The organism is Pseudomonadota bacterium (genome assembly GCA_039024915.1).
In the GTDB taxonomy this organism is placed as follows: domain Bacteria; phylum Pseudomonadota; class Alphaproteobacteria; order Rhizobiales; family MH13; genus MH13.
Map to the genome: position 1 here is coordinate 281,611 of JBCCPK010000003.1, position 24,199 is coordinate 305,809.

The following is a 24,199-nucleotide window of genomic DNA, read 5'->3' on the forward strand; positions in this document are numbered from 1 at the left end:
ACTCCAAGATTCAGGGTGAAGGATCGGTTCGACCGCCCGGAAGCGGCGGACGCATCAACGCAAACGGCCCACCTTCACAATCGAAGGCGGGCCGTTCGCAGGCTCGGGCATATCCCCGGGAGGAGGGTTATGCGGCCGAGAAGGTCAGGAGCTTGATGGCATCGAAGTCCTGAACGCCACCGCCCACGCGCTTGGTGACGTAGAACAGGACGTACGGCTTGCTTGAGTACGGATCGCGCAACAGCCGCGTTCCAATCCGGTCGACGATGAGGTAGCCGCGACGGAAGTCGCCGAACGCAATCGACTTCGAGTTGGAGCCGATGGTGGCCATATGTTCCATTTCGACAACCGGGAAACCGAGCAGCGCTGCCTGCGCGCCCGCCGATGCCGGTGGCGTCCAGATGTAGTTTCCATCTGCGTCGCGCATCTTGCGCAACGTTGCCTGGGTCGACCGGTTCATGACGAACGTACCGTTCTGGCGATAGGTCGATTTCAGCGCGTACACCAGATCAATCAGCACCTCCGAAGGGTCGGCGGCGGGAAAATCGCCGTCAACACCGGTCGAGACCGTCCCGATGTTGCCCCATGTCCAGCTCGCTTCATCGGCGGTCGGAACGGACAGAAGACCGAGCGGCTGGGTCGTGCCATTTCCGGTCACGAAAGCAGCCGACTCCTGTTCAGCGAAGGCGGCGTCAACCTCGCTGGCGATCCACATATCCATGTCGACCGCGGCGTCTTCGAGCAGCGCAGCCGTCGCGGCAGGCATGGCGTAAAGCTCCATGGTCGGAAAGGCGATCTCGGACAGCGTGACAGAGCCTGTCTCTGGGCGGGCTGCGTCTTCCGCGGCCCAACCGGCATCAAAACCATCGGTCGCGACGGGTTTGCGAAAGACGGAGGAGGAAACCTGGCGGATCGATGCGATCGTGCGCATCGGCGAAAGGACACGCATGCTCTCGCCGATTGCTGTCTCCGCTTCGTGCGGGACGAGGTAGCCGCCATCGGCGTCGGTGCCGGTTTCCATCGCCTTGAGCTGCAAGCCTGCGGTTGAGCCCGCACGGACGTAGCGCTCGAACGCGGCCGTGTGCTCGGACCGCGGTTGGCCGTTGGTTTGAAGTTCAAGCGATGGGCGCTGAGCCTTGGTAGCAAGGCCCTGGCTTGCGGATGCGAGCGCATTGAGACGGTCGGTCGCATCATCCAGAACGGAATCAATGCGGGCCAACTTGTCATCAAACAGAACGTCCGACGCGCCTCGCTTTTCGAGGGCTTCGAGACGCGCATCATTGGTGTCGCGGTAAGCGGCCAGCGCCTCCATCATTGATGAGACGAGGCCGGTCTCGCTTGTCGTGCTGCTGGACAGGGCTTTGGTTTCCTGGGGTTTGTGGGAGTTGGTCATTAGGAATCCTCTTTGGGATGGATCGATGTCCGACGCGCATTGCCTCGGACTGGGGAGGTTGGCGGGGTCGAATGTCAGCTGGGCACGGCATATCCTCCGGCTCCTAGGCGTAGCGGGTCGAGCCTGGCGCCGGGCTGCATGGGAAACGCAACGAGGGAAACTTCCCACAGGTCGACTTCAATCAGGCGCCGGCCAGCGCGACCGGCTGCCTTGTCGGCGCGCACCGTGTGGAAACCAATCGAAAGGCCATCGACGGCACCATCGGCAATCAGCGCGCTCAGCGACGCGGCGCGCTCCACGTTTGCAGTCAGGCGGCCTTCGACACGAAGCCCGTGCGCGTCTTCGTAGATGGCGGTCCACACGCCAATTGGCTCGGCGGGGTCGTGGTTCCACAGCATGCGAATGCCCGAAGGGCCTCGCGCCTGCAAAGAGCGGGTGAAGGCTCCAAGCATGACACGGTCGCCGGACAGATCAGGAACGCTGAACAGGCTGGCATAGCCGCTGATTGGAAGCGCTGTCACCGGGGCGGCAACGGCGAGGCTTTGGCTGTCCACGCCATCTATGGTCAGGCTCATCGAACACCCCCCTTTGCGTTGCCCCGAGTTGCGTTTTCGAGCACCAGTCGGCGGGCGAGATTGCGTGCGAAGTCCTCGAACAGGGCGTTGACACTCGCGGCCTCCGGCGAGGCGGACCGCCTGGCTGCGGTGGCACGGCGGCCGGGCTTGGGAAGGGGTTTGCCGCGAGCAGATCGCCTGCGGTTCGTGAGAGAGCGCATCAGTCGTCTCCTTTGTCGCCGAAGAAAAAGGTGTTGGCCGCATCTGCTTGCGCCGCCGAAATATCGTCGCCACGGGTGCGCGGCTGCGAAGCGAGAAGCGCGTTGAGCCGCGCGATCGCCATCACGAACGCTTCGTAGCGTGCAGTGGTTTGCGCCAGATCGCGGACCAGAAGTGCGCTGAGCGCCGATGCGCTAGCCGCCCATAAAAAAAGGGCGATGTGTCCCACATCGCCCTCCGAGCCCAGCAGCGCTGCGAGCCGCTCAATCAAGGGTTTGCTCGTGTTCACGGTCGGCTTCCGCAGATGCCGGCACAGCGCCGTAGCCGACCGCCTGGCGCTTCTCGGCATCAGTCAGGAAATCCGCCGCCGCGACGCGCCTCCAAAGCGCTTCGCGTTCGACCGACAGCGCTTCGATGGCATCGAGGTCGGGGCGCAACTCCAGCCGCTCTGAGGGCGACAATGGTGCGAGCCAGTGAGTAAGGCCATCGAGCACCCGCCCCAGGAGCGGAAGAACCGTCTGTCGCCACAATGCACGCTGCGCTTCGGCGAAGTTGGCGTAGGTGTTGTCGCCAGGCAGGCCCAACAGCAGCGGCGGCACCCCGAAAGCGAGCGCGATCTCGCGCATCGCGCCATGGCGCGCTTCGAAGAAGTCCATTTCCTTGGGCGATAGCGACATGGGCTTCCATTCGAGCCCGCCTTCGAGCAGCAGCGGCCTTCCGGCGTTCTCGCCACCCTGATAGGTGGACTGCAATTCGCTCTTCAGACGCTCGAACATTTCCGCGTCCAGATGCCCCGTTCCGCCGGTGTAGACCAGCGCGCCGGATGGCCGGGCGGCGTTGTCGAGCAACGCCTTGTTCCAGCTGTTCGCACCCTGGTGAAGGTCTATTGCCGCCCGCGCCGGCTCGAGGCAGCCAAGGCCGTAATGGTCGTCAAGCGGGTGGAACAGCCGAATATGCGCCACAGGCATCATTCCGGTCCGCGGGTCAGGTTTGAACTCGACTGACGTCTCGCCTGCGCTGTAACGATAGCCGGCCGGCCATCCGTCTTTGCCAGCCACGACCCGAACCCGATCCGGCCGTAGCGGATACAATTCGCAGGGCTTTTCCTCGTGGAACGCGCCCAGCAGGTAGGCATTTCCTTCAAGCATCAGGTGCGCCACGATCGTCTCGATAAGGGCGGTTCGAGACAGGTGCGAACCGGGCTGGCTGATAAGATCGAGCAGCCAATGGTCGGTGTATTCATGCTCGCGGCCGCGCAGGACCAGAGGCACGCTTGCCGCAGCGTCTGCCACCAGCCGCACAGACCGGTAGGCAACCGGGTTGCGGCAATAGGCCTGCCGGGCGAGCGAGGCGTAACCCGTATCGGTCCAGATCGGCGTGCCTGGCGACAGGAAGCCGAAACTCGGCAGGCTGGGCCGGGACAGTGGCGGGGCGCTGCGCGTCTCATCGGGCGCGGGAGATCGATCCCGCTGCGCCTTTTGCGCACGGTTGAACAGCATTGGGTTTCCTTCTCTCAAAAAGCGGCGGTTGGCCTAGACTGTTCGTAGGCGCGGCGGCTGCCGCGCCCCGCCGAGTTCGGTCAGCGCCCAGACCAGCGCATCGAGCCGGTCTGGTGAGCGGCCGGGCACCGACAGACCATCTGGCCCGAAGTCGAGCATCTCATCCTCCAAAGCCGCCATGGCCCCGACATGATGCACACGGCCCTGGGCATACAGGTATGCAATCGGTTCGGCGCGCAGCCACTTGCCTTTGCTGGCGCGTACCAATTTGACGGGAATGTCGACGCCCGCTTCTGCGAGGACCGCACGGACCATGTCGCCTCCCTGATTGGCCTCCGCGACGACCAGATCGGCCTCCAGCGAACGAAACAGCGCAACCGCCGCCCTCGCCCAGACCTCTGGCCGCGCCGCCTCCTGTGTCGCGTCGGCCAAGACAGCGAAGCCGCCATCCTCCATGCGGCCGCAGGCAACAATCCCGCACGCGTTGGAGCGGCTGTGCGACGAAGCCGGCGGGTCGACCGCAACGATGATCCTGCCGACCGCCGGTGGCTCATGGAGCCGTGCCGCATCGATCTGTTCACGCGACCACAGGCTATCGGCGCGATCCTCGATCAACTCACCATCGACCTCCTGGCGGTAAAGCCGCGAGCCCGCATAGGCTTCGTCCAGCGCCTTCATGAAACCGTCAGCCAAAAAGGCCGCGTTGCTTGCGGTGCGCGCCCGGCTGACAACGCAGGACGGATCGGCCATCAGCCGTTTCACCAGCGGCGTCGGTCGCGGAGTTGTGGTCACCACGCAGCGCGGATTGCTGCCAAGCCGAAGCCCCAAAGCGAGCTGATCGAAAGTGGCCTCGTCCAGCCTCCACTTTCCAATTTCATCGCACCATGCCGCGTCGAATTGCGAGCCGCGCAGTGCCTCCGGATCTTCGGCGGAATACAGCCGCGCCACCGCGCCATTGTCCCAGACAAGCCGCTTGCGGCTTGCCTCATAACGCGGGCGGCTCCAAGGCGGTGCGATCGACAGCAGCCCCGACACCCCCGAAACCATGACTTCTCGAGCATCAGCGAACGTCTCGCCGACCAAAGCGATGGTCCCGCAGGCGGAGCTGGCGTAGCCATCCCGGCCTTCGACCGCGCCGCGCACCCATTCGGCGCCCGCACGCGTCTTGCCCGCTCCCCTGCCCCCCATGAGCATCCAGGTACGCCAGGATTTCGGCGGCGGTCGCTGATCGGGCCGCGCCCAAGCGTCCCAATCGAAGTAGAGCCGCAGCACTTCCTCATTGTTCAGCTTGCCCAGAATCTGCGGGCTCATCTTCCGCTTCGCTGAGGCGATCAAGGCGTTCCGCAAGAAGGTGGCGGAAGGCATCGTTATCGATCTCCTTATCCTCGGTTTTGGCCGTAGTCGTGCGCTTTTCGTCAGCCAAGCGGTCGGCTTGCTCCAACATGTCGCTGAGCTGATCGAGGGCGCGCGCCATCGCAGTCAGGGCCTTGGCATCACGCTCCACGTGGCTTGCATCGTGGGCGAGGCTTTCAGCTTCGATCGCAATGATGTGCTCTTCCAGCGTGTGGAACAGCCGCGCGGCCAATTCCGCTCGCTTTTCGAGCGCTGCAAATGGTTGAGCGCTCACCGGCTGCCGTGAACGCGGGTCCGCCGCGCTACGCCGCTGGGCCCAGCCCTCATGCGCCATGCGGCGATACAGGCGGTCCTTACTGACCTTGTAGAGTTCTTGCAGCTTGATGACGGCTTCAGTACCGTGCTCGTACTCATAGCGCAGCCGCCGCCAGCCATCCTCATCGTCTTCGGCGAGCCGATCGTCGGCGCAGTCTTGCACATCATCATCCGCCTCAGCCGCTTCCGACTCCACGGGACGTGTTCCCGCGCTCGACAGTTTGTCTTTGCCACTGAGAGGTTCCGGCCGTGGCTGCTCGGGTTCCATGTCGATCAAACAGTCTCCTCGGCCCCGCGCAGCGCAGCGCAAACGGCCCTGCAGCAGGCACAAAAAAAGCGACCGACGTCTGGCGTGGTCGCTTTGGCAATCTTCATAATTTTGAGATTATCGCGTTCTCTGGCGCCCTCCGTCGGTCGGCTAGCCCACTTCTGCGATGATGTCAGATGTATAACCGATCACCGCGCGGTGGTCAAGGATTATTTTCCTATTTTCTGCTCACAACCGTAAGCAACGGCCCCCGCAGCACCAGATCACGGGTGTTCACGGCTGATCCGGAACATCATCGTCGGGCCAGTTGACGATGAAGCCTTCAAGGTCGTCTTCGTCGATATCGTCTTCGCTGAACACGCGTCCAGCCGCTGAGACCCCGGCGAGCTTGACCGTCTCGGGGTCGCCCGAGATCAGCGGGTGCCACCAGGCGAGCCCGCGCCCTTCTGCCAGCCGCCGATAAGCGCAGGTTGGGGGCAGCCAGGGCGAGGTGCGCGCCATTTCCGGCGTGATCGCCAGACAGTCGGGCACACGCTGGAATCGATTGGCATAATCGCTGCACTTTCCAGTCCTCGTGTCGAGCAATGTGCAGCTGACGCACGTAAACGCGATGGCACCTGTGTCGATATCCTCGAGTTTCGACAGGCAGCATCGCCCGCAACCGTCACATAGGCTTTCCCACTGCTTGGTGCTCATCTCTTCAAGCGACAAACGCTCCCAGAACGGCGCATCATGCCTCGGTCGCGGGGCTGCTTGGCGGTGCTTTGCTTGCCGATTTTCCTGTTCATCTGCATGACCGAAGCTGTCCGAGCCTTGCGGCTGCGATGAAGGGTCGGCGCTTTGGGTGCAGTCATCGCGCGGGGCTGCGCCGCTCTTTTCGGGCCCACCGCCGGGTTCAAACGGGCTTGCCTGTTGTTTTGCGGTCGCTCTCACGGTGCGAATTGCCCTGTTTTGCGTGATATCCGTCACAGCACTTCACCATGGCGCAGAAAAGTCGCGTGGTGCGACCGTTGGAGCCTTGGAACCTTGTTTGCTCTTCTGTAGACCCTGAGAAGCGAAATTCAACGCTTTTGCCATGCTGACGTCTTCAACATAATCGTGCCCAGCCGATAATGAGCCAATCAGACGACCAGAACCGATATGAGCGAGATCCGATCGAGCCCAGTGGCATCGATTACGATGATCCGGCTTATCGTGTCCCCGATCCGGTGAAATATGAGCCGAAGACCGGGGTGGTGTCGCCCATTGAAATCGATGCAGCGCTCGATACCGGCCTATTCAAGTTGCGCCGGTTCCTGGCGACTGGATTGATGGCGGTACGGTCGTTTTTTGACCTCTTCAAGGTGCGTGGGACGCGCCGCTTTGCCGTCGAAGTGCTCGACGAAGTGGCCACTTTCGGGGTTATCGGAGCGGTTTTCGCGCTTGTTCTGGCCATTCCAGCGTTCGAAAAACTCGACACAGATTGGCGGACGCAGAACAATTTTGCGATCACGATTTTCGACCGCAACGGCAATGAGTTGGGGCGTCGCGGCGTCCTGTTGAACGATACGGTGCCGCTGGAAGAGCTTCCCGATCATTTGATCCAGGCGACGCTTGCCACCGAGGATCGTCGCTTCTACCTGCATTTTGGCATCGATTTTGTTGGCACGTTTCGCGCGCTGATCGCCAACGTTCGCGAAGGCGGCGTTGTTCAGGGTGGTTCATCGATCACCCAACAGCTGGCGAAAAACCTTTTCCTGTCGAACGAGCGCACTTTGATGCGCAAGATCACGGAGGCGTTTCTGTCGCTTTGGCTCGAAGCCAACCTCACCAAGGATGAGATTCTGAAGCTTTACCTTGATCGCGCCTATATGGGTGGGGGTGCGTTTGGCGTCGTGGCGGCCGCCGATTTTTATTTCGATAAGGATGTGCGCGACCTCACCCTCGCCGAATCCGCGATGCTGGCGGGACTGTACAAAGCCCCGGCAGGTTTCGCGCCGCACCGTAACCTCGCCGCCGCACGGCTGCGTGCCTCCGAAGTGCTCGACAATATGGTCGAAGCGGGCTTCCTGACAGACGGCCAAATTCTGTTCTCAAAACTCAATCCGGCGAGCGCGGTTTTGCGCGAAACCGAAGATGCACCGAACCACTTCCTTGATTGGATCTACGAGGAAGTCGTCGCCATAGCACCGCCAGGCGCGCGCATTTTGGAGGTCACAACAACGCTCGACCCAGCGCTGCAAGCGGCGAGCGAGCGGGCCGTTCTGACCAATCTGAATTCGCAAGGCTCAGCTTACCGGGTCAGCGAGGCGGCGGCCGTCCTGATGGAAAATGATGGCGCGGTGCGCGCCATGGTCGGTGGTCGCGATTATGGCCGCAGTCAGTTTAATCGTGCCGTCCATGCCCTGCGCCAGCCCGGATCGGCGTTCAAGGCGTTTGTCTACGCCGCCGCGCTTGAGAACGGTTATTCGCCGCAATCGGTCATGGTAGACGGCCCGATCAACATCGGAGGCTGGAGCCCGCGCAACTACGGCCGCAGTTTTTCCGGTCGGGTGACCTTTCAACGGGCGCTTGCCCGCTCGATCAACACCATCCCGGTGCGTATCGCCGAAGCAATCGGTCGCGACCGGATCGTCGATACAGCCCATGAGATGGGCATTCGTTCGGAGCTTCCCATCAGCCGGCCCTTGCCGCTCGGCGTTGCGGAAGTGACGGTTCTCGACATGGCCAGCGCTTATGCGTCGCTCGCCAATGGCGGCTACCGCGCGACAGGTTACGGGGTGCGAGAGATGCGCACCCTTGATGGCGAGGTTGTCTGGTCGCGTGCTGAAGACGGTCCGCGCCAGCCGCGTGTCATCGCTGCGCAGACCGCTCGCGGTATGAACCAGATGCTCAATCAGGTGATCAACGCCGGTACGGCGCGGCGCGCTCAGCTCCCCGGTATCACCGCCTCAGGCAAGACAGGGACCACCCAGGCCTACCGCGATGCCTGGTTCATCGGTTACACCGGCCGGTATACGGCAAGCGTCTGGTACGGCAATGATGATTTCAGTACCACCCGGAACCTGACCGGCGGGCGGCTGCCGGCCATGACGTGGCAAACGATCATGCAGGCAGCGCACCGAGGAATTGCCCCACCGCCTATGCCCGGAATAGATGTCGCGATCGAAAACCGGGTTGAGCTGCAGGTCGCGGACGCAGCAACGCAGATCGATGAAAATGCCGACCGTGATTTGTCCAGTGGGCTGACGCTGGTGCTTGAAGGCGTTGCTCAACGGTTTGGTCCGATGGAGCCGGGGCGCGCCGCCGCACCAACCGATGACGGCGCAACCGAAGAGGCAATCGGCACCTTCGGATCGGCTACGCCTCAAGCAGAGCAAGCCAACTGAGGCCATGTCGCGGCTGCTGTGGCTCCTGTCGGTCGCGCTGACGGCGGCGATTTTGGGAACCGCCTCGGCGATCTACGCAAGCCAAACCATCAAACCAACCGGCATGATCCGCATCGGTCCGTGGGAGGCTGTGCGGGCGGTTGGCGACTCAGCCGCCGACCCGTACGCTCATGCCTATATCGCCAGTTCCGGTCAGTTGCCGCCGGGGACAGCGGAAGGTTTGCGGTTTGTCGCGACAACATCGTCAGATGGCCGAGCCATAAGGCCGGACTGTTCCGTCCTCTTGTCCGGTGAGGTGGAAATCGCCCGATTATGGACCTTGTCGATCCTTGCGCCGGATGGCCTGCCGACAAGCGACGGCAGCCCATTGGCGGTCCGTCGCAACACCGCACCGACAGTGCATAGCCGGGATATCGTCTACCGCAGTGACGGCGGGTTCGACCTGACGATCGGACCCAGCCCGCGCACGCCGAACACGCTCCTGTTGCGCACGCAGGAGCCGGTCAGCCTTGTCCTGCACGTCTACGATGGCGCGATAAGCACAGCACCGGACAGTGGCGCGGCCGCTCTGCCGACCATATCGGTCGGCACGGACAACCCGGACTGCTAAGGGTTCACGATGGCGCGCGGCAACCCGAAAAACACTGATGATACAAAGACATCGCTCTCTGTGTTCAGCATATGGGCGGGGACCACGCTTGCGGTGGCCGCGTTGGTACACCTTCTGGTGGTCTTTGCGCTACCAACCATCGGCCGGGCCATTCAGATCGAGACGATCCTCCCAGCCGGGGAGGATGGACCGGCCTTTTTCAGCGATTCCGACGGGGCGATCGCAAGCCGCTTTCGCTTTGGTGACGCAAGGCAGGACACAGCCTACTGCGCTTTCGACCTTGAAGACGGAGCCGTCAGGGTCGCAGGCGAGCTGGATGCGCCTTTCTGGTCGATTTCGGTGCATACGCCCAGCGGCCTGGTGGTCGGATCAGTCAACCATCGTGCGGCGAGTGGTGGACGATTGGAGTTGATCGTCATGACGCCTGAAGCTGCGACTGATCTGAACGCCCGGGGCGCCGTGATCTCACCGGACGCGCTGATCGTGGAGATGGACCAACCGCGCGGCCTTGCGCGTATATCGGGCTTGGCAACGTTCGAAGCCCTTCGCCCGGCGCTGCGCAACGATCTGGAGCAAACGGTATGCGAACTCGCAACGTTTTCGTTTGTTCCGCCGGTTGAGACAGAGCCGGACGCGCCGCAGTCGCAACAACCGCAAAGGCGCCGTGAAGGCGTTCCCTCGCCGGTGCCGCGGCCAATCCAGCAGAATGATACACCGGCCGCGACCCCGCCTAGCGAGTGACGCCCGGCGAACCGCCGCCCGCGATCAGGCCTTGGTGACGAGCGCCATCAGATCGACAGGCTGAGATGGCGACGCGATTGGCGCATCGAGGCCGGCGGCAAACCGCTGATCAAGCTCCAGCGCCTCCAGGATCATCACCTCAAAGGCATGAAGGCGCTCGATGACCAGGTCAGCTTGGCTTGATGGTGTTTCGATCATCAGCCGGTCGAGGGCATAGCGATACGCGTACAGGCGGAACAGGAGGGCGCGCTTAACCCAAGCGAACTGTCGCTGATTTTCAGAGATCCGCCCATACGCCGCGGTCAGTTCGCCCGGTTCTATGTCGCCCAGAGCCATTACCGCGGCTAACCGGCGGCGATCGGCGTCCCGTACGCGCTGAACAACCGCAAAATAAGGGGCAATGGCCGCCATATCCTTGGCGGCATCATCGGCGAGGCGCGCATAGCGTACATCGCTTGACCGGTAGTGCGCGCCGGACAGCAAATGAGCGTAGCGTTCGGGCGGCAGGATCAGGTCAAGCCGCCGCACGATCTCCGCACGTTGCAGCTGAGCGGCTGTTCGACCCAACCAGTCCTCGGCATGGGCGGGGGCGACGAGCGTCCAGCCCAGATTGCGCAGCAAGCGTTCGTCATCTGTGTAATTGAAGTGGGAGACCGGCTCTCGCGCAAACCGTGTGCTCCAGTAGCCAGCAACCGGGAGGACCTGATCGTTGATCACGCTGGGGCGTTCGCGACCCAGATCTCCCGGGCGTGAGCACGCGGCCGCAGACAGGGCTGCGGCCATTGCGATCACGACGCCAAGGCCCCTAAAATGGCTCTTGCCGCCCAGCATTTCTAACAGTGTTAGCCGATGATGCGCCGGACCGGCGCTATCCGTCCTCATGGCCGACCAGGCCGGTATCAGCCCCGGCTTCTCGGACGATCTGGACGCCGGTGAACAAGTGGATCGACGCACTGTGCCCACTGGGAAAAACCTCGCGCCTGTCACTGCGCGCGCCGCGTATGGCGCGCTCACCGTCAAGGCTCACGATTTGGGCAGCACGAGCCATAGCGTGGCCATCACCTGAAACCGGGATACCCGAGTTTGATCGCGCGGAACCTGTAGACACGTGCTTCACTCACCAATCGCAAAACGCCCGCGGCCCACAGCTTCATCTGGGGTGAAATCAGCGGCTGCCGATTCGGATCCATAGGGCCAAGTTGAAGCATTAAGACCGTGGCAAGGTTAAACGTTTGCTAACGGTCGGCGGGCATACAAGAAGGGTGCTGCGATTTCAGTCGATCGCGGCATGTGTGTGCGGTAGCTCGGGCCCTTTTAGACCATGACCAATGAGACGCTGATGTATGCGCCACCCGATCGCGGTGATGATGCACCATCTGCGCTTGCGGGCGAACGCGATGACCTGTCCGGAGAGCAAGGGGGTTCCGCCAAAGGCTCTCCACCCGTCACGGCTACCGCCACCTTGCCTGCCAATCACCCGACCGTTGAGACAAGCGGCCCCAAAGGCATGCTTTATGCTGTCTCGACGCTGCTGGCTCTGACACCACCGGGGCGCGTCGATGAGCTGGAGCGGCTGACAGCACTGGCGCATGGTTTTATCGGGATGGCAGATGAAGAGGCGCTCGTAACGCTCGCCAAGGCGGTCGCCACCCGCGACGATCTGCAGGTGGGACTGGCTGATCGTCTGGCACGAAGCAGTGACCGCGCGGCACAGACCCTAATAAGGGCCTGCGCACTGAGCGACGAGGCAGTAGCTGCACTCATTGAGCGTAAGAACACCGAATTGCTGGAGCTTCTGGTTCTCCATCATCCTCTTCAGCCAGAGCATATCACCATGATGATCGCGACTGGCGAGCGCACGGTGATTGAGGCGCTGCTCGATCAACGGCCAGATCATCTGGAAATCGGCGGGCGAGGGTCGACCGACGTCACAGAAGATGGTCAGACAGACTGGTCCGAGGCTGATCTGTTCGCACCGGTCGAGGAAGATCGGGCGCATTACCCCTCGACCTTGGTGGAAGGCGGCGACCTTTTCCAGGACGTGGCAGACCTTCCGGCACACGACATTGTGCGCGAGGGTGCACCGGACCTGCTTGGTGCGTATACGCCGCCAATCATAATTGAGGGTCCCGAGCCGGCCGACCAGCCCTACCCCATACCGATCCCGGCTCCACAAAGCGCACCACACTCATCACCGATGGCGGAAGCACGGTCTTACGCAAAGCTCGATAAAGCGGGCCGCGAGGCCATCCTCACACGGTTGAACAGCGACTGCCCGCCAACAACGATGGCGGACGCACGGCGCGCGCTTGATCCAACAAGAAATCAAGCGGATTTGAGCTTCCTGACAATCATTGAGCGTCGGGAGGCGGAGCCACTCGCGCAGCAGTTTTCGGAAACCCTCGAATTGCCCACCGATCTGGTTCGCAAGCTTCTCGATGAGGCCGATGGCGATGCATTGATGGTGCTGGCACGCGCTGCAGGACTTTCAACCACCGCTTTCGCCCGCATGGTTATCCTTAGCAAAGTTGGGCTGACGGGCTCACCGCGCGATACCTTCGCGCTGGTTGACCGCTTCAAGGCATTGCCGGAAAGCACAGCATTGTACATCGTGACAGCCATGCGCGATGGGCAACTGGTCGAGGCCGCTCAGACGATGCCCTCCGGGCGACGAGAGTTGCTGGTCGGCGCGCGTGGCGAATCACACCTTGAGACCAACGCGTCTCGTTTGGACGATACAGCTGAGCCCTTCAGCCGCACGGGCTAGTCGGGCTGAACGACCGGCAAAAAACTGCGCATCGCCCGATCGGTGATCTCGACGACCCACAAATCCGGATCCATTCGCGCTTCGCGATCGAGAGCGGTTTTTGCGGAGGTCTCATCTGCAGGCTCAAGGGGCGTCTGTACAAACAATCGATTGCCCGTCAGCGCCGCGTCTGCGGGCATATGGTCCATATCCACCAGGTAGGCGGGCGCCGGACCGTAAAGCGCCGCTTCCCCCGCTCGACCCAATACCATAACGAATATCGCGCCCGCCGTGGCATCGCCCTGGCGCACGATAGCCGCATAGGCCCCCGCAGCTTCAACCCGGCGGATCAGGGCGGAAACGACAAACTCACTGGTCAGACGCATGGGAAGACGCCGCGTCGCTTGATGATTGATCCAATGGGTTGATCGCGGTCGGGTCGTACCCGGCGGCCATCCGACGGAAAAGCATCACGCCCACGGGAAGCAACGCGAGATAGAGCAGCGACAACGCGATCAAGACGTGCCACGTGAACGCGACGAGCAGCGCAATCAGCGCGGCACCCGCCACCATAATCGGCAGGACGCTGTCGGAAGGCAGACGTGCGCCAAATCTCTTGCCGGAAAGCGTCGGCAGACTGGACACCATCAACAGTCCGATCACCACGATGTAGCCGGCGACAAACAATGGAAGCTCGGTTAGCCAGCGGCCGCCAAGCAAGGCAAAATACATGGGCAGAAGGGCCAACAAAGCGCCAGCCGGGGCGGGAACGCCCGTGAAAAAATGGATCCGGTAGGGCTCTACCGGTTCGTCAAGCGCCGCGTTGAAGCGCGCAAGTCGAAGACCGGCGCAGATCGCGTAAAGCAACGCTGCAATCCACCCCAGATTGTCAAGCGTGGACAAGGATGACTGATAGAGGATCAGGGCCGGCGCTACACCAAAGTTCACGAAATCGGTCAGCGAATCAAGTTCAGCGCCGAACCGGCTGGTCCCCTTCAACAGCCGCGCAAGCCGCCCGTCGAGCGCGTCCAGAAACGCCGCCAACAGGATCGCCATCATCGCAAGCTCTAACCGGCCTTCAAGCGCAAGTCGGATAGCGGTGAGCCCCGAGCACAGGGCAAGCAACGTCACCATGTTCGGCAGGACAATGCGCAGCGGAACCCGATTGAAACGCGCGCCACTGCGCCGCGCACGGCGACGCGGGCGCTTGGTGCCGGGATCGAACTTCTGGAACATACCGTCCATTGTCAGCTGACCGAATGGGTGGTCGGTGCCGCTCGCTCGGCGCCAAAATGCGCAATGATGGTCTCACCGGCAATAGCCCGCTGATCGAGGGCAACGTCAACATGGGCAGCCTCGGGCAAATAGAGGTCAACGCGGCTGCCGAAGCGGATCATGCCGATGCGCTCGCCCGCACGGATGGTATCGCCCTGCCCCGCCCACACGACAATACGGCGCGCGACGAGCCCTGCGATCTGGACGGCTCCAACAGGGCCGTGCGGCGTATCGAAAACGAAGCCGTTGCGTTCATTGTCTTCGCTTGCCTTGTCGAGATCGGCATTCACAAACGTCCCGGGCTTGTAAGCGATCCTGACGATATCACCAGCAACCGGAGCACGGTTCACGTGGACGTCGAAAACATTCATGAAGATGCTGACCGAAAGCATCGGCTGGTCGCCAAGCATCAATTCAGGCGGCGGGCGGTGGTGCCCGATTCGGCTGATCCGGCCGTCTGCGGGCGCGATGACCAGACCGGTATCCTGTGGGGTGACGCGTTTGGGGTCGCGGAAGAATAAGGCGCACCAGACCGTCAACCCGACCCCGATCCAGAACAGATGCGCCGACAGCAAGCCAAGCGCCAGCGTGGCGGCGGCGAAAAGTCCGATGAAGGGATAGCCCGCGCGATTGATCGGCGGGATTGCAGACTTCACCGAAGCCAAAATGCTCACGCTGGCTGCTCCCCAAGATCTGCAAGTGCTTGTGCGCCAGCGTCCCATGTGAGGTCCGACCCTTGCTGCGCGATCAGTTCGTCCTCGGCTTTTGAACTCTCCAACTGACGCCGCCACATCGCGGCATAGAGCCCGTCATGGTCGAGCAGTTGGGCATGATGACCCCGCTCAACGATCTCCCCTGCCCGCACCACAATAATCTCGTCGGAATCGATAATCGTCGACAGACGGTGGGCAATCACCACCGTGGTGCGGTTTTTCGAGACGACGTCGAGGGCGGCCTTGATCTCTTTCTCGGTTTGCGTATCCAAGGCACTTGTCGCCTCGTCAAGGATAAGAATTGGCGGCGCCTTCAGCAGCGTTCGCGCTATGGCAACGCGCTGCTTCTCGCCGCCAGACAGCTTCAGGCCACGTTCGCCGACTTGAGTATCGAAGCCCTCGGGCAGTTGCGCGATGAAATCGCTGATCTGCGCCATTCGGGCCGCTTCGCGGACTTCTTCATCGGTCGCGGAGGGCCGCCCATAGCGGATGTTGTAGGCGATGGTATCGTTGAACAGCACGGTATCCTGGGGGACCATGCCGATCTGGGCGCGCAAACTATCCTGGGTCACGCTTCGCACATCCTGTCCGTCGATCGTGACCGCGCCGTCCGCAACGTCGTAGAAGCGGTACAAGAGTCTTGAAACCGTTGATTTGCCTGCGCCTGAAGGTCCCACAAGCGCGACCTGCTTACCAGCGGGCACCTCGAAGCTTATGCCTTTGAGGATCGGCCTGTTTGGATTGTAGGCGAAATGAACGTTGTCAAACCGGATCGTACCCCCAATGACATCGAGCGGCTGGGCATTTGGTTCATCTCTGATTTCCGGGTTCTGGCGCAAGAGCCCGAACATGACTTCCAGATCCACAAGACCCTGCTTGATCTCGCGATAGACAAAACCGAGAAAGTTCATCGGCTGCCAAAGCTGCAACAACAAGGCGTTGATCATGACGAAGTCGCCCAGCGTCTGGGTACCGTTCTGGACCGCCTGAGCTGACATCACCATGCAGGCGATCAGTCCGACGGTGAAGATCAGCGTCTGACCGAAATTCAGCCACGCCAGCGATGTGAAGGTCTGCGTCGCCGCTTTCTCGTACTTCGCCATGGCACGGTCGAAGCGTTCGGCCTCCATGCGCTCATTGTTGAAGTATTTGACAGTCTCATAATTCAGCATCGCGTCGACAGACTTGGTGTTGCTGTCGGTGTCGGCGTCGTTCATCGCCCGACGGATGGCGATACGCCAATCGCTGGCCACCTTCGTGAACCACAGAAAGAAAACAACGATTGCGATCGCGATGGCGGAATAGGTCCAGTCGAACTGATACCAAACCACCGCGATCATGAGCGCGAACTCAAGGAAAGTCGGAACCGCCGTCAGGATCAGGAAGCGGATAATGACTTCGATACCTTTGGTGCCGCGCTCGAGGACGCGCGACAGTCCGCCCGTTCGCCGCTGAAGGTGAAAACGGAGGGAAAGCTGATGGATGTGCTGGAAGGTCTCGCGGGCAATGTTGCGAACGGCGTGCTGGCCAACCTTCGCAAAAAGGGCGTTGCGCAGCTCGTTGAAGCCGACGGTCATCAAGCGCCCCACGCCGTACGCAACGACCAGCATCGCCGGAACCAGCAAGAAGGCTGGAACAGCCTGCAAACCGAAATAGGCGCCGTCCGCGCTTTGCGCGCCCGCTGATCCAGCGGCTGCGGTCAGCGCGTCGGTCGCCCATTTGTAGGTGTAGGGCACCAGAACCGTGACGAATTTGGCCAGCACCAGAATAGCCAACGCAAGATAGACCCGCCGCTTCAGGTCCGGACGATCGTGAGGCCAGATGTAGGGAAACAGGGCGCGCAGCGTCTCGACGATCGCGCCATCATCGGTCGATAGAGCCGGCGTAGTCCTTGGCGATGGCGTCTCACGCGCCCCTGAGCCGCCAGCCTTTTGACCCGCATCGGGCGGCGTGTTTTCGTCAGAGGTTCCGGCAACTGCCATAAAGAGTATGTGCCTTCTGGCCTCGTGAGGCCGGTTTGTTTGCGCGTGTGATGTGCAGCGCCTGCAAATGGCGTGCGCAAACAAAGGTTTCAAGCGCCCTTGCGCGTGTTCACAGGGCCCTGTTCATCGTGAGCCTCAGACGAACCGTCTCTCGCGAAGCGCCGTCAATTGTCAGCTGAGACAGGCGCACGCTGATCGGGATCAAGCGCATCGATACCCGGCACGTCGCCCCATTCCTGGTCGGGTTGCGGCAGATCGAAGACCTGCCCGGGGAAGATCAGAGCAGGATCTTCAATCTGGCCCCGGTTGGCGTCATAGATGGTGGTATAGCGAATGCCCTGCCCGAAAACGCGCCGTGAGATAGCCCATAGGTTATCGCCGCGGCGAATGATGACACGCCCTGTATCAAGCACGGAAATACGACCAGATGGTTGCGGGACAAGCGTGGTGACCGGGGCAGCACTCGGCTGAGCAACAACGGCCGTCTCCAAGGGCGCATTCTGACCGGCGACTTCGGCGTCCGCCGCCGGGGCCTCATTGGTGGAAGAAGCTTCGGGGTCAACGCTGGCCAATGTCGGCTCTGGCGTCGATGGCTCATCAGGGTCCTGCGGTACAGAAGAAGCCGCGATTTCGTCGCGCGGTTCACGACCTTGGGGCATCCGGAAGGGTACCAGCGCACGCGCCACAACATCTGCACTAGCTGGGGCGAGAGCATCGGCGCGAATGGTGACAGTGTCGCCACCGGGCGCAAGCTCCCCTTCAAAGAGATAGCGCCCTTGGGGACCGACAACTGTTTCGCCAAGCAGTGCATTATCCTGATACAGGCGGATGGTTGTGCCTGGCTCGGCTCCCCCGGCGATCCAGATCCGCTGGCCCTCAAGCTCTATGGCATCGACCACAACGGTCGGAGGTGCGGCTAAATCGTCCGCAGCCGCATCGGCTGACGCGACCTCCGCTGCCGGTTCGGCAGCGTCTTGGTCGGCGGTCTCTACCTCGGGCGTCGCGCCCTGTTCGCTGGTTTGCTCGGCGTCGACCGATGCCAACGCGTCGGATGTGCCATCTTCAACAGCAAGAGGTGCGTCCGTCACAGATGCTTCAGTTTCGACCTGTCCTGCAACGTCCGCAGCGGCGACATCTTCCTCGCTGGTTGGCGCCTGCCGCTCGATGATCTCGATTGGCTCTCCTGGCCGCAACAACCCCACAAGAAAGCCCTCAAGACCACCAGGTCCCGGCACAACGACGGCCACTTCCTGCTCTGCCATGGCTGCGATGTCACCGGCGTCATCAAGGACGCTAACCTGCAGCGTTCCATCGCCTGCCGGAAGAGGATCGCTGGGGACGAGCACAAAATCTCCGGTCACTCCGGCTTCCGTCTCCGCGATCAGCTCACCATTGTAGACCAAACCGACGCGCGCGGACGGGCTGGCGTTACCAGCGATCAAAGCGTCGCCGGTTGGTTCGATACGAACGATATCGAAGGCTGGCGTCTGCAAGTCATCTGCCAAGTCGGAGGGTGCTTCCTCGACGGCTGCGATTTCTTCGGATACCGGTTCACCGATTGCCGGCTCCTCAGCGGGCGCGACCTCAGTTTCAAGCGCGTCGGCTGTCTCCACACCCTCTTCGCGGGCGTCAGTGGCATCAGCAACCGCGGAAGCCTCCTCGGCGCCGGTCTCGGGGATGGCGGCCAATGCGGTATCGGGTGCGGTTGTTGTCGTAGCAGCTGGAGTTGATGTGGCTGCTGCTGCTTCCGTGGTTGTCACATCAGCGCCAGCAGTAACGTCTTCGGACAGCTCGCTATCGATTGGCTGCCCAACCTCGCCACTATCGGCCTGTTGCGGCTCGGCCGCGGCAACGGCTTCGTCGGAAGCAGACCCTTGTGCTGCCTCTGCGCTTGCGTTGTCATCGTCAACCAAAGCGGCAACGGCTTCGCCGACCATTTCAGATTCCACCGCTTGGGGTGGCTGAGGCTGGTTTGAGAAAAGCGACCAGAAAGCGGCACCGCCGCCAAGGACGATGAGGCCGAGTATCAGGGTGACGCCACGATACATGCGCTGCACTTTTTCACTAGGGTTAATGGGAGATATACAGCGGTTTTACCGGTCTTTTCGGGCGCTCGCAAGCGTTTGCCGCGTCTGTTAACCGCTTGACCGGCCCTGCGGTCGCTGCCACTCGTTGTATATGACCAAGCTCACCTCTGTCTGCGTCTACTGCGGATCCCGGACCGGCAACAATCCCGCCTACGAAAGTGCTGCGCGTCAGCTGGGTCTTCATCTGGCGTCTGAAGGCCTGCGCCTGATCTACGGTGGTGGGTCGGTGGGCCTCATGGGCACCGTGGCGCGCGCAGCTATCGAAGCGGAAGGCAAGGTAACCGGGGTTATTCCGCGGTTTCTGCAGGAACGGGAGGTGATGCTTCGAGATGTTGAAGACCTCGTGATCACCGACGATATGCATCAACGCAAACGCCGCATGTTCGATGAGGCCGATGCTTTTGTTGCGTTGCCTGGCGGCATTGGAACGCTTGAAGAAGTCGTGGAAATGATCACCTGGGCGCAGCTTGGCCGCCATAAAAAACCGGTGCTTCTTGCCGATATTGGCGGCTTCTGGGGTCCGCTGACAGAGTTGCTCGATCATATGATCGACGAGGGTTTCATCACGGGAGAGACGATGATTCGCTATCTCGTTACTTCGGATATCGATGTAATCGTGCCCAAGCTTCGCGCCGAAGTCGCAGCTCTGGGCCGCGAAGCTCTCGAAGGCGATGAAGCAGCCCTGGAAAAGCTTTAGCTCCAGTACTCTGGCTTGTCCCAGAACTCCGGGACCATAAGCCTCCCTGCCGCTTTACAAGGCAAGCCAGCAAGCTCCCGCGACTGCCACGCAGGCGCCCAGTTACCGGGGATGGCTGGCGGGGTGATGCCGCTTTCCTGCGCAAAACCCCATTGTCCATAGTAGGCCGGATCGCCAAGCACGAGCAGCTTTGCATAACCTTCAGCCTCGAGGCGTTCGATGCCCGCCGCAATCAGACCCTTGCCGATACCCCGGCGCTGGTGATCTGGGTCAACCGCCAAAGGTGCTAGCATCGAAAGACGGTCCCTATTGCCTGCCACGGCGCATGCGGTGAAGCCTATATGGCCAACAATTGCGCCGTCCGCGTCGGCCACCAGAGAGAACGCCTCGGGCGCGGCCAGAAGCTCGCGCACAAGCGGCAGCAAATCCTCTTCGGGGAAGGCGCGCGGGTAGAGCTCCATGATCGCGTCGCGATCGATGGGACCGTAATCGCGAATGCGCATATCCCGGATCATTCCGCCGCCGGCACGGCCATGAGCCCCTCCGCCCGCATGAGCTTAGTAAGGATGGAATCCTCGAGCGCCTGAAAACTCGCATCGACAATGTTTTCCGAGACGCCGACCGTGTACCAGCGTTCGCCAGTCGAGGTGTTTTCGCTTTCGATGAGAACTCTGGTGATCGCCGCCGTCCCGGCGTTCAGGATACGCACCTTGTAGTCCACCAACTCAAGGTCGGCGATCGCGGCCTGATAGCGGCCAAGGTCCTTGCGTAGCGCCTTATCGAGCGCATTCACCGGGCCGTTGCCCTCAGCCACGGACATTCGCTGCTCCCCGTTAACGTTCAGCTTCACGACGGCCTCGGAAACGCTGATCTGTTTGCCGACCGCGTTGAAGCGCCGCTCCACGCCAACCTTGTAGCTTTCAACCTTGAAGTAGCGGGGGATGGTGCCGAGCCGAGCCATGGCCAGAAGTGCCAGCGACGCGTCCGCGCCCTCATAGGAATATCCCGCCGCTTCCCGTTCTTTGAGCTCAGCAAGCAGATCATCAAGGCGGCGGTCCTTGGGGTCGATGCTCAGCCCAAGCCGCGTCAGCTCGGCGATCAGGTTTGATTTACCCGCTTGATCTGAAACGAGAACCCGGCGCGAATTCCCCACCGTGCCGGGCGAAACATGCTCATAGGTCTCGGGGTCCTTGAGCAGGGCGGACGCGTGAATGCCGGCCTTGGTCGCGAACGCAGCCGCGCCAACGTAGGGCGCGTGACGGTTCGGCGCGCGGTTCAGGATTTCGTCAAACGCCCGGCTGGTTACCGTCAGTTTCGCAAGCTGTTCCGGTCCAACGCCGATTTCAAACTGGCTGGCGTAAGGCTGTTTGAGCAGCAACGTCGGGATGAGCGAGGTTAGGTTGGCGTTGCCGCAGCGCTCTCCGATGCCGTTGAGCGTCCCCTGAATTTGCCTTGCCCCAGCGCGTACCGCGGCCAGCGCGTTTGCAACCGCCTGCTCGGTATCATTGTGCGGATGGATTCCCAGATGCGTGCCGGGCACGGTCTTGGCGACCTCATTGACGATCGCCTCGACTTCAGCGGGCAGCGTACCGCCATTTGTGTCGCAGAGGACCACCCAGCGCGCGCCAGCCTGATAGGCCGTCCGCGCGCAATCCAGCGCATGGTCGGGATTGGCTTTGTAGCCATCGAAAAAGTGTTCGCAATCGATGAGCGCTTCTTTGCCCGCTGCGGTGGTTGCCTTCACACTGTCGGCGATGCAGGCGAGGTTTTCTTCGGGCGTGGTCTTGAGCGCCACGCGCACATGATAGTCCCAGCTTTTGGCCACAAAGCAGACTGCGTCTCCCGCGGCATCGATGAGAGCCCTGAGGCCAGGATCGTTTGATGACGAAACGCCAGCGCGGCGGGTCATGCCAAACGCCGTGAAGATCGCTTGGGTTGTGCGGGAGGCCTCGAAGAACGCCGTATCGGTCGGGTTCGCGCCGGGGTAACCGCCCTCGACATAGTCAACCCCAAGCTCGTCCAGCATCCGTGCGATGGTGATCTTGTCGTCGAGCGAAAAATCGATGCCGGTCGTCTGCTGGCCGTCTCTCAGGGTCGTGTCGAAAAGGTAAAGGCGTTCTTTCTGGGTCATTTTGGTTTCCACGCTTCTGTGTCGTGGTCAGGGTGTTGATTGTTGATGATCCGCGCGTTCCATGCGTCGTTTTCCGCCGCACGCTCCGCATTTTGGTCTGGGATTGTGTGCAGGCACTCGGTCACCGGGAGGCGATCTTTCGGGTTCGCGTGGTAGAGAACCGTCGCAGCGGACGGATCATCGAGCGAGCCGATCATGATCTCCATCGCGCCGTCTGTTTCGAGCGCTAGTGGCGTTCCGCAATGCGGGCAGAAAAGCCGGTTTGACAGGTTCGATGAAGCGAAGACTCCAGGCTTACCGCGCGTCCACGCAAAACCCTCGACCTCCACGAGCGGCGCAAAGTAGTTGCCGGCCGCCTTCTGGCACATACGGCAATGGCAGATGGACGCCTTGGCGAGCGTCTGGGCGCGGTAACGCACGGCCCCGCACTGGCAACCGCCGGTGTAGGGGGCGGTCATCGTTTGACCTCCCACTTCGTTTTGCGCTCGCCGGTTTCGGGATCCTTGTAGTCCTGAAGCTGGATGCCTTGCTCGAGGAGCTCATCGCGAATGCGGTCAGCTTCGGCCCAGTTTTTCTCGGCGATGAGCGCGAGGCGCTCTTTTATTTGGGAGTCAATGTCGTCGTTAGCAGCCGCATCATTGGAGGACTTAGTTAGTATGGCACGCCCGTACCGATCAAACGACAAGGTAAACTCATCTCCGATCGGAACTGGGTGCGTGTTGATCAAGCCCTGCGCATAATCGTTTTGGAGCCGGCCAACCTCGGGTATCAGCACCGCTTTGATGTGGCCCTTGAGCGTTCCGAGTCTAGCGTGAATTCTTGACGGGAAAAGAAGCCCTATTGCATGCAGATCTACGGCAAGAGCGGCTCGATCCTCTGTCTGCTTCCTTGCGTACCGTTGATTGAAAATGTCTCGCACAGATTTAAATCCAAGATCACCGGAGAGCCGTTGCTTGACCTCATCCGTCATCAGTCCAGCACCACTCCAGATTTGACAAACTGGGCTGCCAAAAAATTCCAAAGTCTCGGGGCCATCAAATAAACATACAGCCTCAAACCATCGGAGCAGTTGTTCCTCCGCCTCCTCCAACCGCTTCACACTGAAATCCAAAGGCTCGCGGTAGTGCGTCATTAGGAGGGCGAGGCGCACCACTTCGCCCGGCCATTTCCGCCCACCTACCTTGTCGGTGTGCAGGACGTCGTGGATCGTGACGAAGTTCCCTTCGGACTTCGACATCTTCCGCCCTTCGACCTGCACGAAGCCATTGTGCATCCACACATTGGCCATGCGGTCGGTCCCGTGGGCGCAGCAACTCTGGGCGATCTCGTTCTCATGGTGCGGGAAGATCAGGTCGAGCCCGCCGCCATGAATATCGAAGGTCTCACCCAAATGATGCGCGCTCATGACCGAGCATTCGATGTGCCAGCCGGGACGCCCCCTGCCCCATGGGCTGTCCCAGCCCGGCTCATCGGCCGATGACAGTTTCCACAACACGAAGTCGCCCGGGTTTTTCTTGTGGGCGTCGACCGCGACCCGCGCGCCGGCTTTCTGCTCGTCGAGCTTGCGCTTCGAAAGCGCGCCATATTTCGGCATGGAGACCGTGTCGAACAGCACCTCATCGCCCGCGAGGTAGGCGTTGCCGCGCGTGATCAGCGTTTCGATCATCGCTATCATGCCGCCAATATGTTGGGTTGCGCGCGGCTCATGGGTCGGCGGCAGGCAGCCCAAGGCGGCGATGTCGGCATGGAACTGCTCGGTCGTCGTGGAGGTTACCTTGGCGATGGCATCGTTGAGCGGCAGATCGGGATAGTCGCGCTTCGCCCGCGCGTTGATCTTGTCATCGACGTCGGTGATGTTGCGCACATAGGTGACGTGCTCGGCACCGTAGACATGGCGCAAGAGCCGATACAGAACGTCGAACACGACGACCGGCCGCGCATTGCCGATATGCGCGTAATCGTAGACCGTCGGACCGCACACATACATGCGCACGTTCTTCGCATCGATAGGCGCAAACGCCTCCTTGCGGCGCGTCAGCGTGTTGTAAAGGTGCAGGTCCACCCCATCCCCCATAGGTCATCAACCTTGCCGCTGGCGGGCGAACCGTTTGACTTGTCTCTTACAGGAAAACGGGGCCAGCCAGCGATTGTTCGCTAGCGAATAATCTTAACCATGCACGCACAAGAAACCGTTGAAGCGATGTCCAACGGCGAAGTGTTAAGGTGCAAATAAGTGTTTGGCCCAAAC

23 protein-coding genes are annotated in these 24,199 nt (G+C 61.4%); 5 read left to right on the forward strand and 18 right to left on the reverse strand.

Annotated features, from left to right (window positions below):
• Window positions 1-127: 127 nt before the first annotated feature.
• The 7 genes from AAF739_07540 to AAF739_07570 form a co-directional block, all read right to left on the reverse strand.
• A complete protein-coding gene (locus AAF739_07540; protein ID MEM6382508.1) occupies window positions 128-1,393 on the reverse strand; it encodes a phage major capsid protein in 1,266 nt (421 codons plus the stop codon).
• A 74-nt stretch (window positions 1,394-1,467) separates the two neighbouring features.
• A complete protein-coding gene (locus AAF739_07545) occupies window positions 1,468-1,968 on the reverse strand; it encodes an HK97 family phage prohead protease (protein MEM6382509.1) in 501 nt (166 codons plus the stop codon).
• Window positions 1,969-2,167: 199 nt separating this feature from the next.
• On the reverse strand, window positions 2,168-2,455 hold the full coding sequence (locus tag AAF739_07550) for a hypothetical protein (GenBank protein MEM6382510.1): 288 nt from the start codon (window positions 2,453-2,455) through the stop codon (window positions 2,168-2,170).
• Window positions 2,430-3,665: a phage portal protein gene (locus AAF739_07555; GenBank protein ID MEM6382511.1), complete on the reverse strand. Its 1,236-nt coding sequence runs from the start codon at window positions 3,663-3,665 to the stop codon at window positions 2,430-2,432. Before AAF739_07555 ends, AAF739_07550 begins: the two co-directional genes overlap by 26 nt.
• A gap of 33 nt (window positions 3,666-3,698) precedes the next feature.
• Window positions 3,699-4,976: a terminase family protein gene (locus tag AAF739_07560; protein MEM6382512.1), complete on the reverse strand. Its 1,278-nt coding sequence runs from the start codon at window positions 4,974-4,976 to the stop codon at window positions 3,699-3,701.
• Entirely contained in the window at window positions 4,942-5,610 is a 669-nt protein-coding gene (locus tag AAF739_07565; protein MEM6382513.1) for a hypothetical protein, read from the reverse strand. The genes AAF739_07560 and AAF739_07565 overlap by 35 nt, the downstream gene beginning before the upstream one ends.
• A 264-nt stretch (window positions 5,611-5,874) precedes the next feature.
• The gene (locus AAF739_07570; GenBank protein MEM6382514.1) at window positions 5,875-6,570 is read right to left on the reverse strand and encodes a YcgN family cysteine cluster protein; all 696 of its coding nucleotides are present in this window, start codon (window positions 6,568-6,570) and stop codon (window positions 5,875-5,877) included.
• Window positions 6,571-6,713: 143 nt separating this feature from the next.
• Between AAF739_07570 and AAF739_07575 the strand changes: the two genes are divergently transcribed.
• From AAF739_07575 to AAF739_07585, 3 genes are read left to right on the forward strand one after another with little or no spacing between them, the layout of a single operon-like run.
• Window positions 6,714-8,969 carry a PBP1A family penicillin-binding protein gene (locus tag AAF739_07575; GenBank protein ID MEM6382515.1) on the forward strand — a complete coding sequence of 752 codons (2,256 nt, stop codon included), beginning with the start codon at window positions 6,714-6,716 and terminating at the stop codon, window positions 8,967-8,969.
• A 4-nt stretch (window positions 8,970-8,973) separates the two neighbouring features.
• Entirely contained in the window at window positions 8,974-9,579 is a 606-nt protein-coding gene (locus AAF739_07580) for a hypothetical protein (GenBank protein ID MEM6382516.1), read from the forward strand.
• Window positions 9,580-9,588: 9 nt separating this feature from the next.
• Window positions 9,589-10,320, forward strand: coding sequence for a hypothetical protein (locus AAF739_07585; GenBank protein ID MEM6382517.1), 732 nt, complete (start codon window positions 9,589-9,591; stop codon window positions 10,318-10,320).
• 24 nt (window positions 10,321-10,344) lie between these two features.
• On the opposite strand, the gene AAF739_07590 is transcribed toward AAF739_07585, so the two are convergent.
• On the reverse strand, window positions 10,345-11,202 hold the full coding sequence (locus AAF739_07590) for a hypothetical protein (GenBank protein ID MEM6382518.1): 858 nt from the start codon (window positions 11,200-11,202) through the stop codon (window positions 10,345-10,347).
• Complete coding sequence (locus AAF739_07595) at window positions 11,189-11,428, reverse strand: hypothetical protein (protein ID MEM6382519.1); 240 nt, start codon at window positions 11,426-11,428, stop codon at window positions 11,189-11,191. Before AAF739_07595 ends, AAF739_07590 begins: the two co-directional genes overlap by 14 nt.
• A 231-nt stretch (window positions 11,429-11,659) precedes the next feature.
• Between AAF739_07595 and AAF739_07600 the strand changes: the two genes are divergently transcribed.
• Entirely contained in the window at window positions 11,660-13,087 is a 1,428-nt protein-coding gene (locus AAF739_07600) for a hypothetical protein (protein ID MEM6382520.1), read from the forward strand.
• Here the strand turns inward: AAF739_07600 and AAF739_07605 are convergent.
• The 5 genes from AAF739_07605 to AAF739_07625 form a co-directional block, all read right to left on the reverse strand.
• Window positions 13,084-13,452 (reverse strand): DUF1491 family protein, encoded by a 369-nt coding sequence (locus AAF739_07605; protein MEM6382521.1) that lies wholly within the window; start codon window positions 13,450-13,452, stop codon window positions 13,084-13,086. The genes AAF739_07600 and AAF739_07605 overlap by 4 nt on opposite strands.
• Window positions 13,436-14,302, reverse strand: a complete 867-nt coding sequence (gene pssA, locus AAF739_07610) for a CDP-diacylglycerol--serine O-phosphatidyltransferase (protein MEM6382522.1) — start codon at window positions 14,300-14,302, stop codon at window positions 13,436-13,438. Before pssA ends, AAF739_07605 begins: the two co-directional genes overlap by 17 nt.
• Window positions 14,303-14,313: 11 nt before the next feature.
• Window positions 14,314-15,015: a phosphatidylserine decarboxylase gene (locus AAF739_07615; protein MEM6382523.1), complete on the reverse strand. Its 702-nt coding sequence runs from the start codon at window positions 15,013-15,015 to the stop codon at window positions 14,314-14,316.
• Window positions 15,012-17,036, reverse strand: coding sequence for an ABC transporter ATP-binding protein/permease (locus AAF739_07620; protein MEM6382524.1), 2,025 nt, complete (start codon window positions 17,034-17,036; stop codon window positions 15,012-15,014). Before AAF739_07620 ends, AAF739_07615 begins: the two co-directional genes overlap by 4 nt.
• 164 nt (window positions 17,037-17,200) lie before the next feature.
• Window positions 17,201-19,084 (reverse strand): LysM peptidoglycan-binding domain-containing protein, encoded by a 1,884-nt coding sequence (locus AAF739_07625; protein ID MEM6382525.1) that lies wholly within the window; start codon window positions 19,082-19,084, stop codon window positions 17,201-17,203.
• A gap of 130 nt (window positions 19,085-19,214) precedes the next feature.
• Here AAF739_07625 and AAF739_07630 point away from each other — a divergent pair, with 130 nt between their 5' ends.
• Complete coding sequence (locus AAF739_07630; GenBank protein ID MEM6382526.1) at window positions 19,215-19,820, forward strand: TIGR00730 family Rossman fold protein; 606 nt, start codon at window positions 19,215-19,217, stop codon at window positions 19,818-19,820.
• Here the strand turns inward: AAF739_07630 and AAF739_07635 are convergent.
• From AAF739_07635 to cysS, 4 genes are read right to left on the reverse strand one after another with little or no spacing between them, the layout of a single operon-like run.
• Complete coding sequence (locus AAF739_07635; protein MEM6382527.1) at window positions 19,817-20,323, reverse strand: N-acetyltransferase; 507 nt, start codon at window positions 20,321-20,323, stop codon at window positions 19,817-19,819. The genes AAF739_07630 and AAF739_07635 overlap by 4 nt on opposite strands.
• A gap of 8 nt (window positions 20,324-20,331) precedes the next feature.
• On the reverse strand, window positions 20,332-21,951 hold the full coding sequence (gene cimA, locus AAF739_07640) for a citramalate synthase (protein ID MEM6382528.1): 1,620 nt from the start codon (window positions 21,949-21,951) through the stop codon (window positions 20,332-20,334).
• Window positions 21,948-22,409, reverse strand: a complete 462-nt coding sequence (locus tag AAF739_07645) for a GFA family protein (GenBank protein MEM6382529.1) — start codon at window positions 22,407-22,409, stop codon at window positions 21,948-21,950. Before AAF739_07645 ends, cimA begins: the two co-directional genes overlap by 4 nt.
• Complete coding sequence (gene cysS / locus AAF739_07650) at window positions 22,406-24,013, reverse strand: cysteine--tRNA ligase (protein ID MEM6382530.1); 1,608 nt, start codon at window positions 24,011-24,013, stop codon at window positions 22,406-22,408. Before cysS ends, AAF739_07645 begins: the two co-directional genes overlap by 4 nt.
• Between the last annotated feature and the right edge of the window lie 186 nt (window positions 24,014-24,199).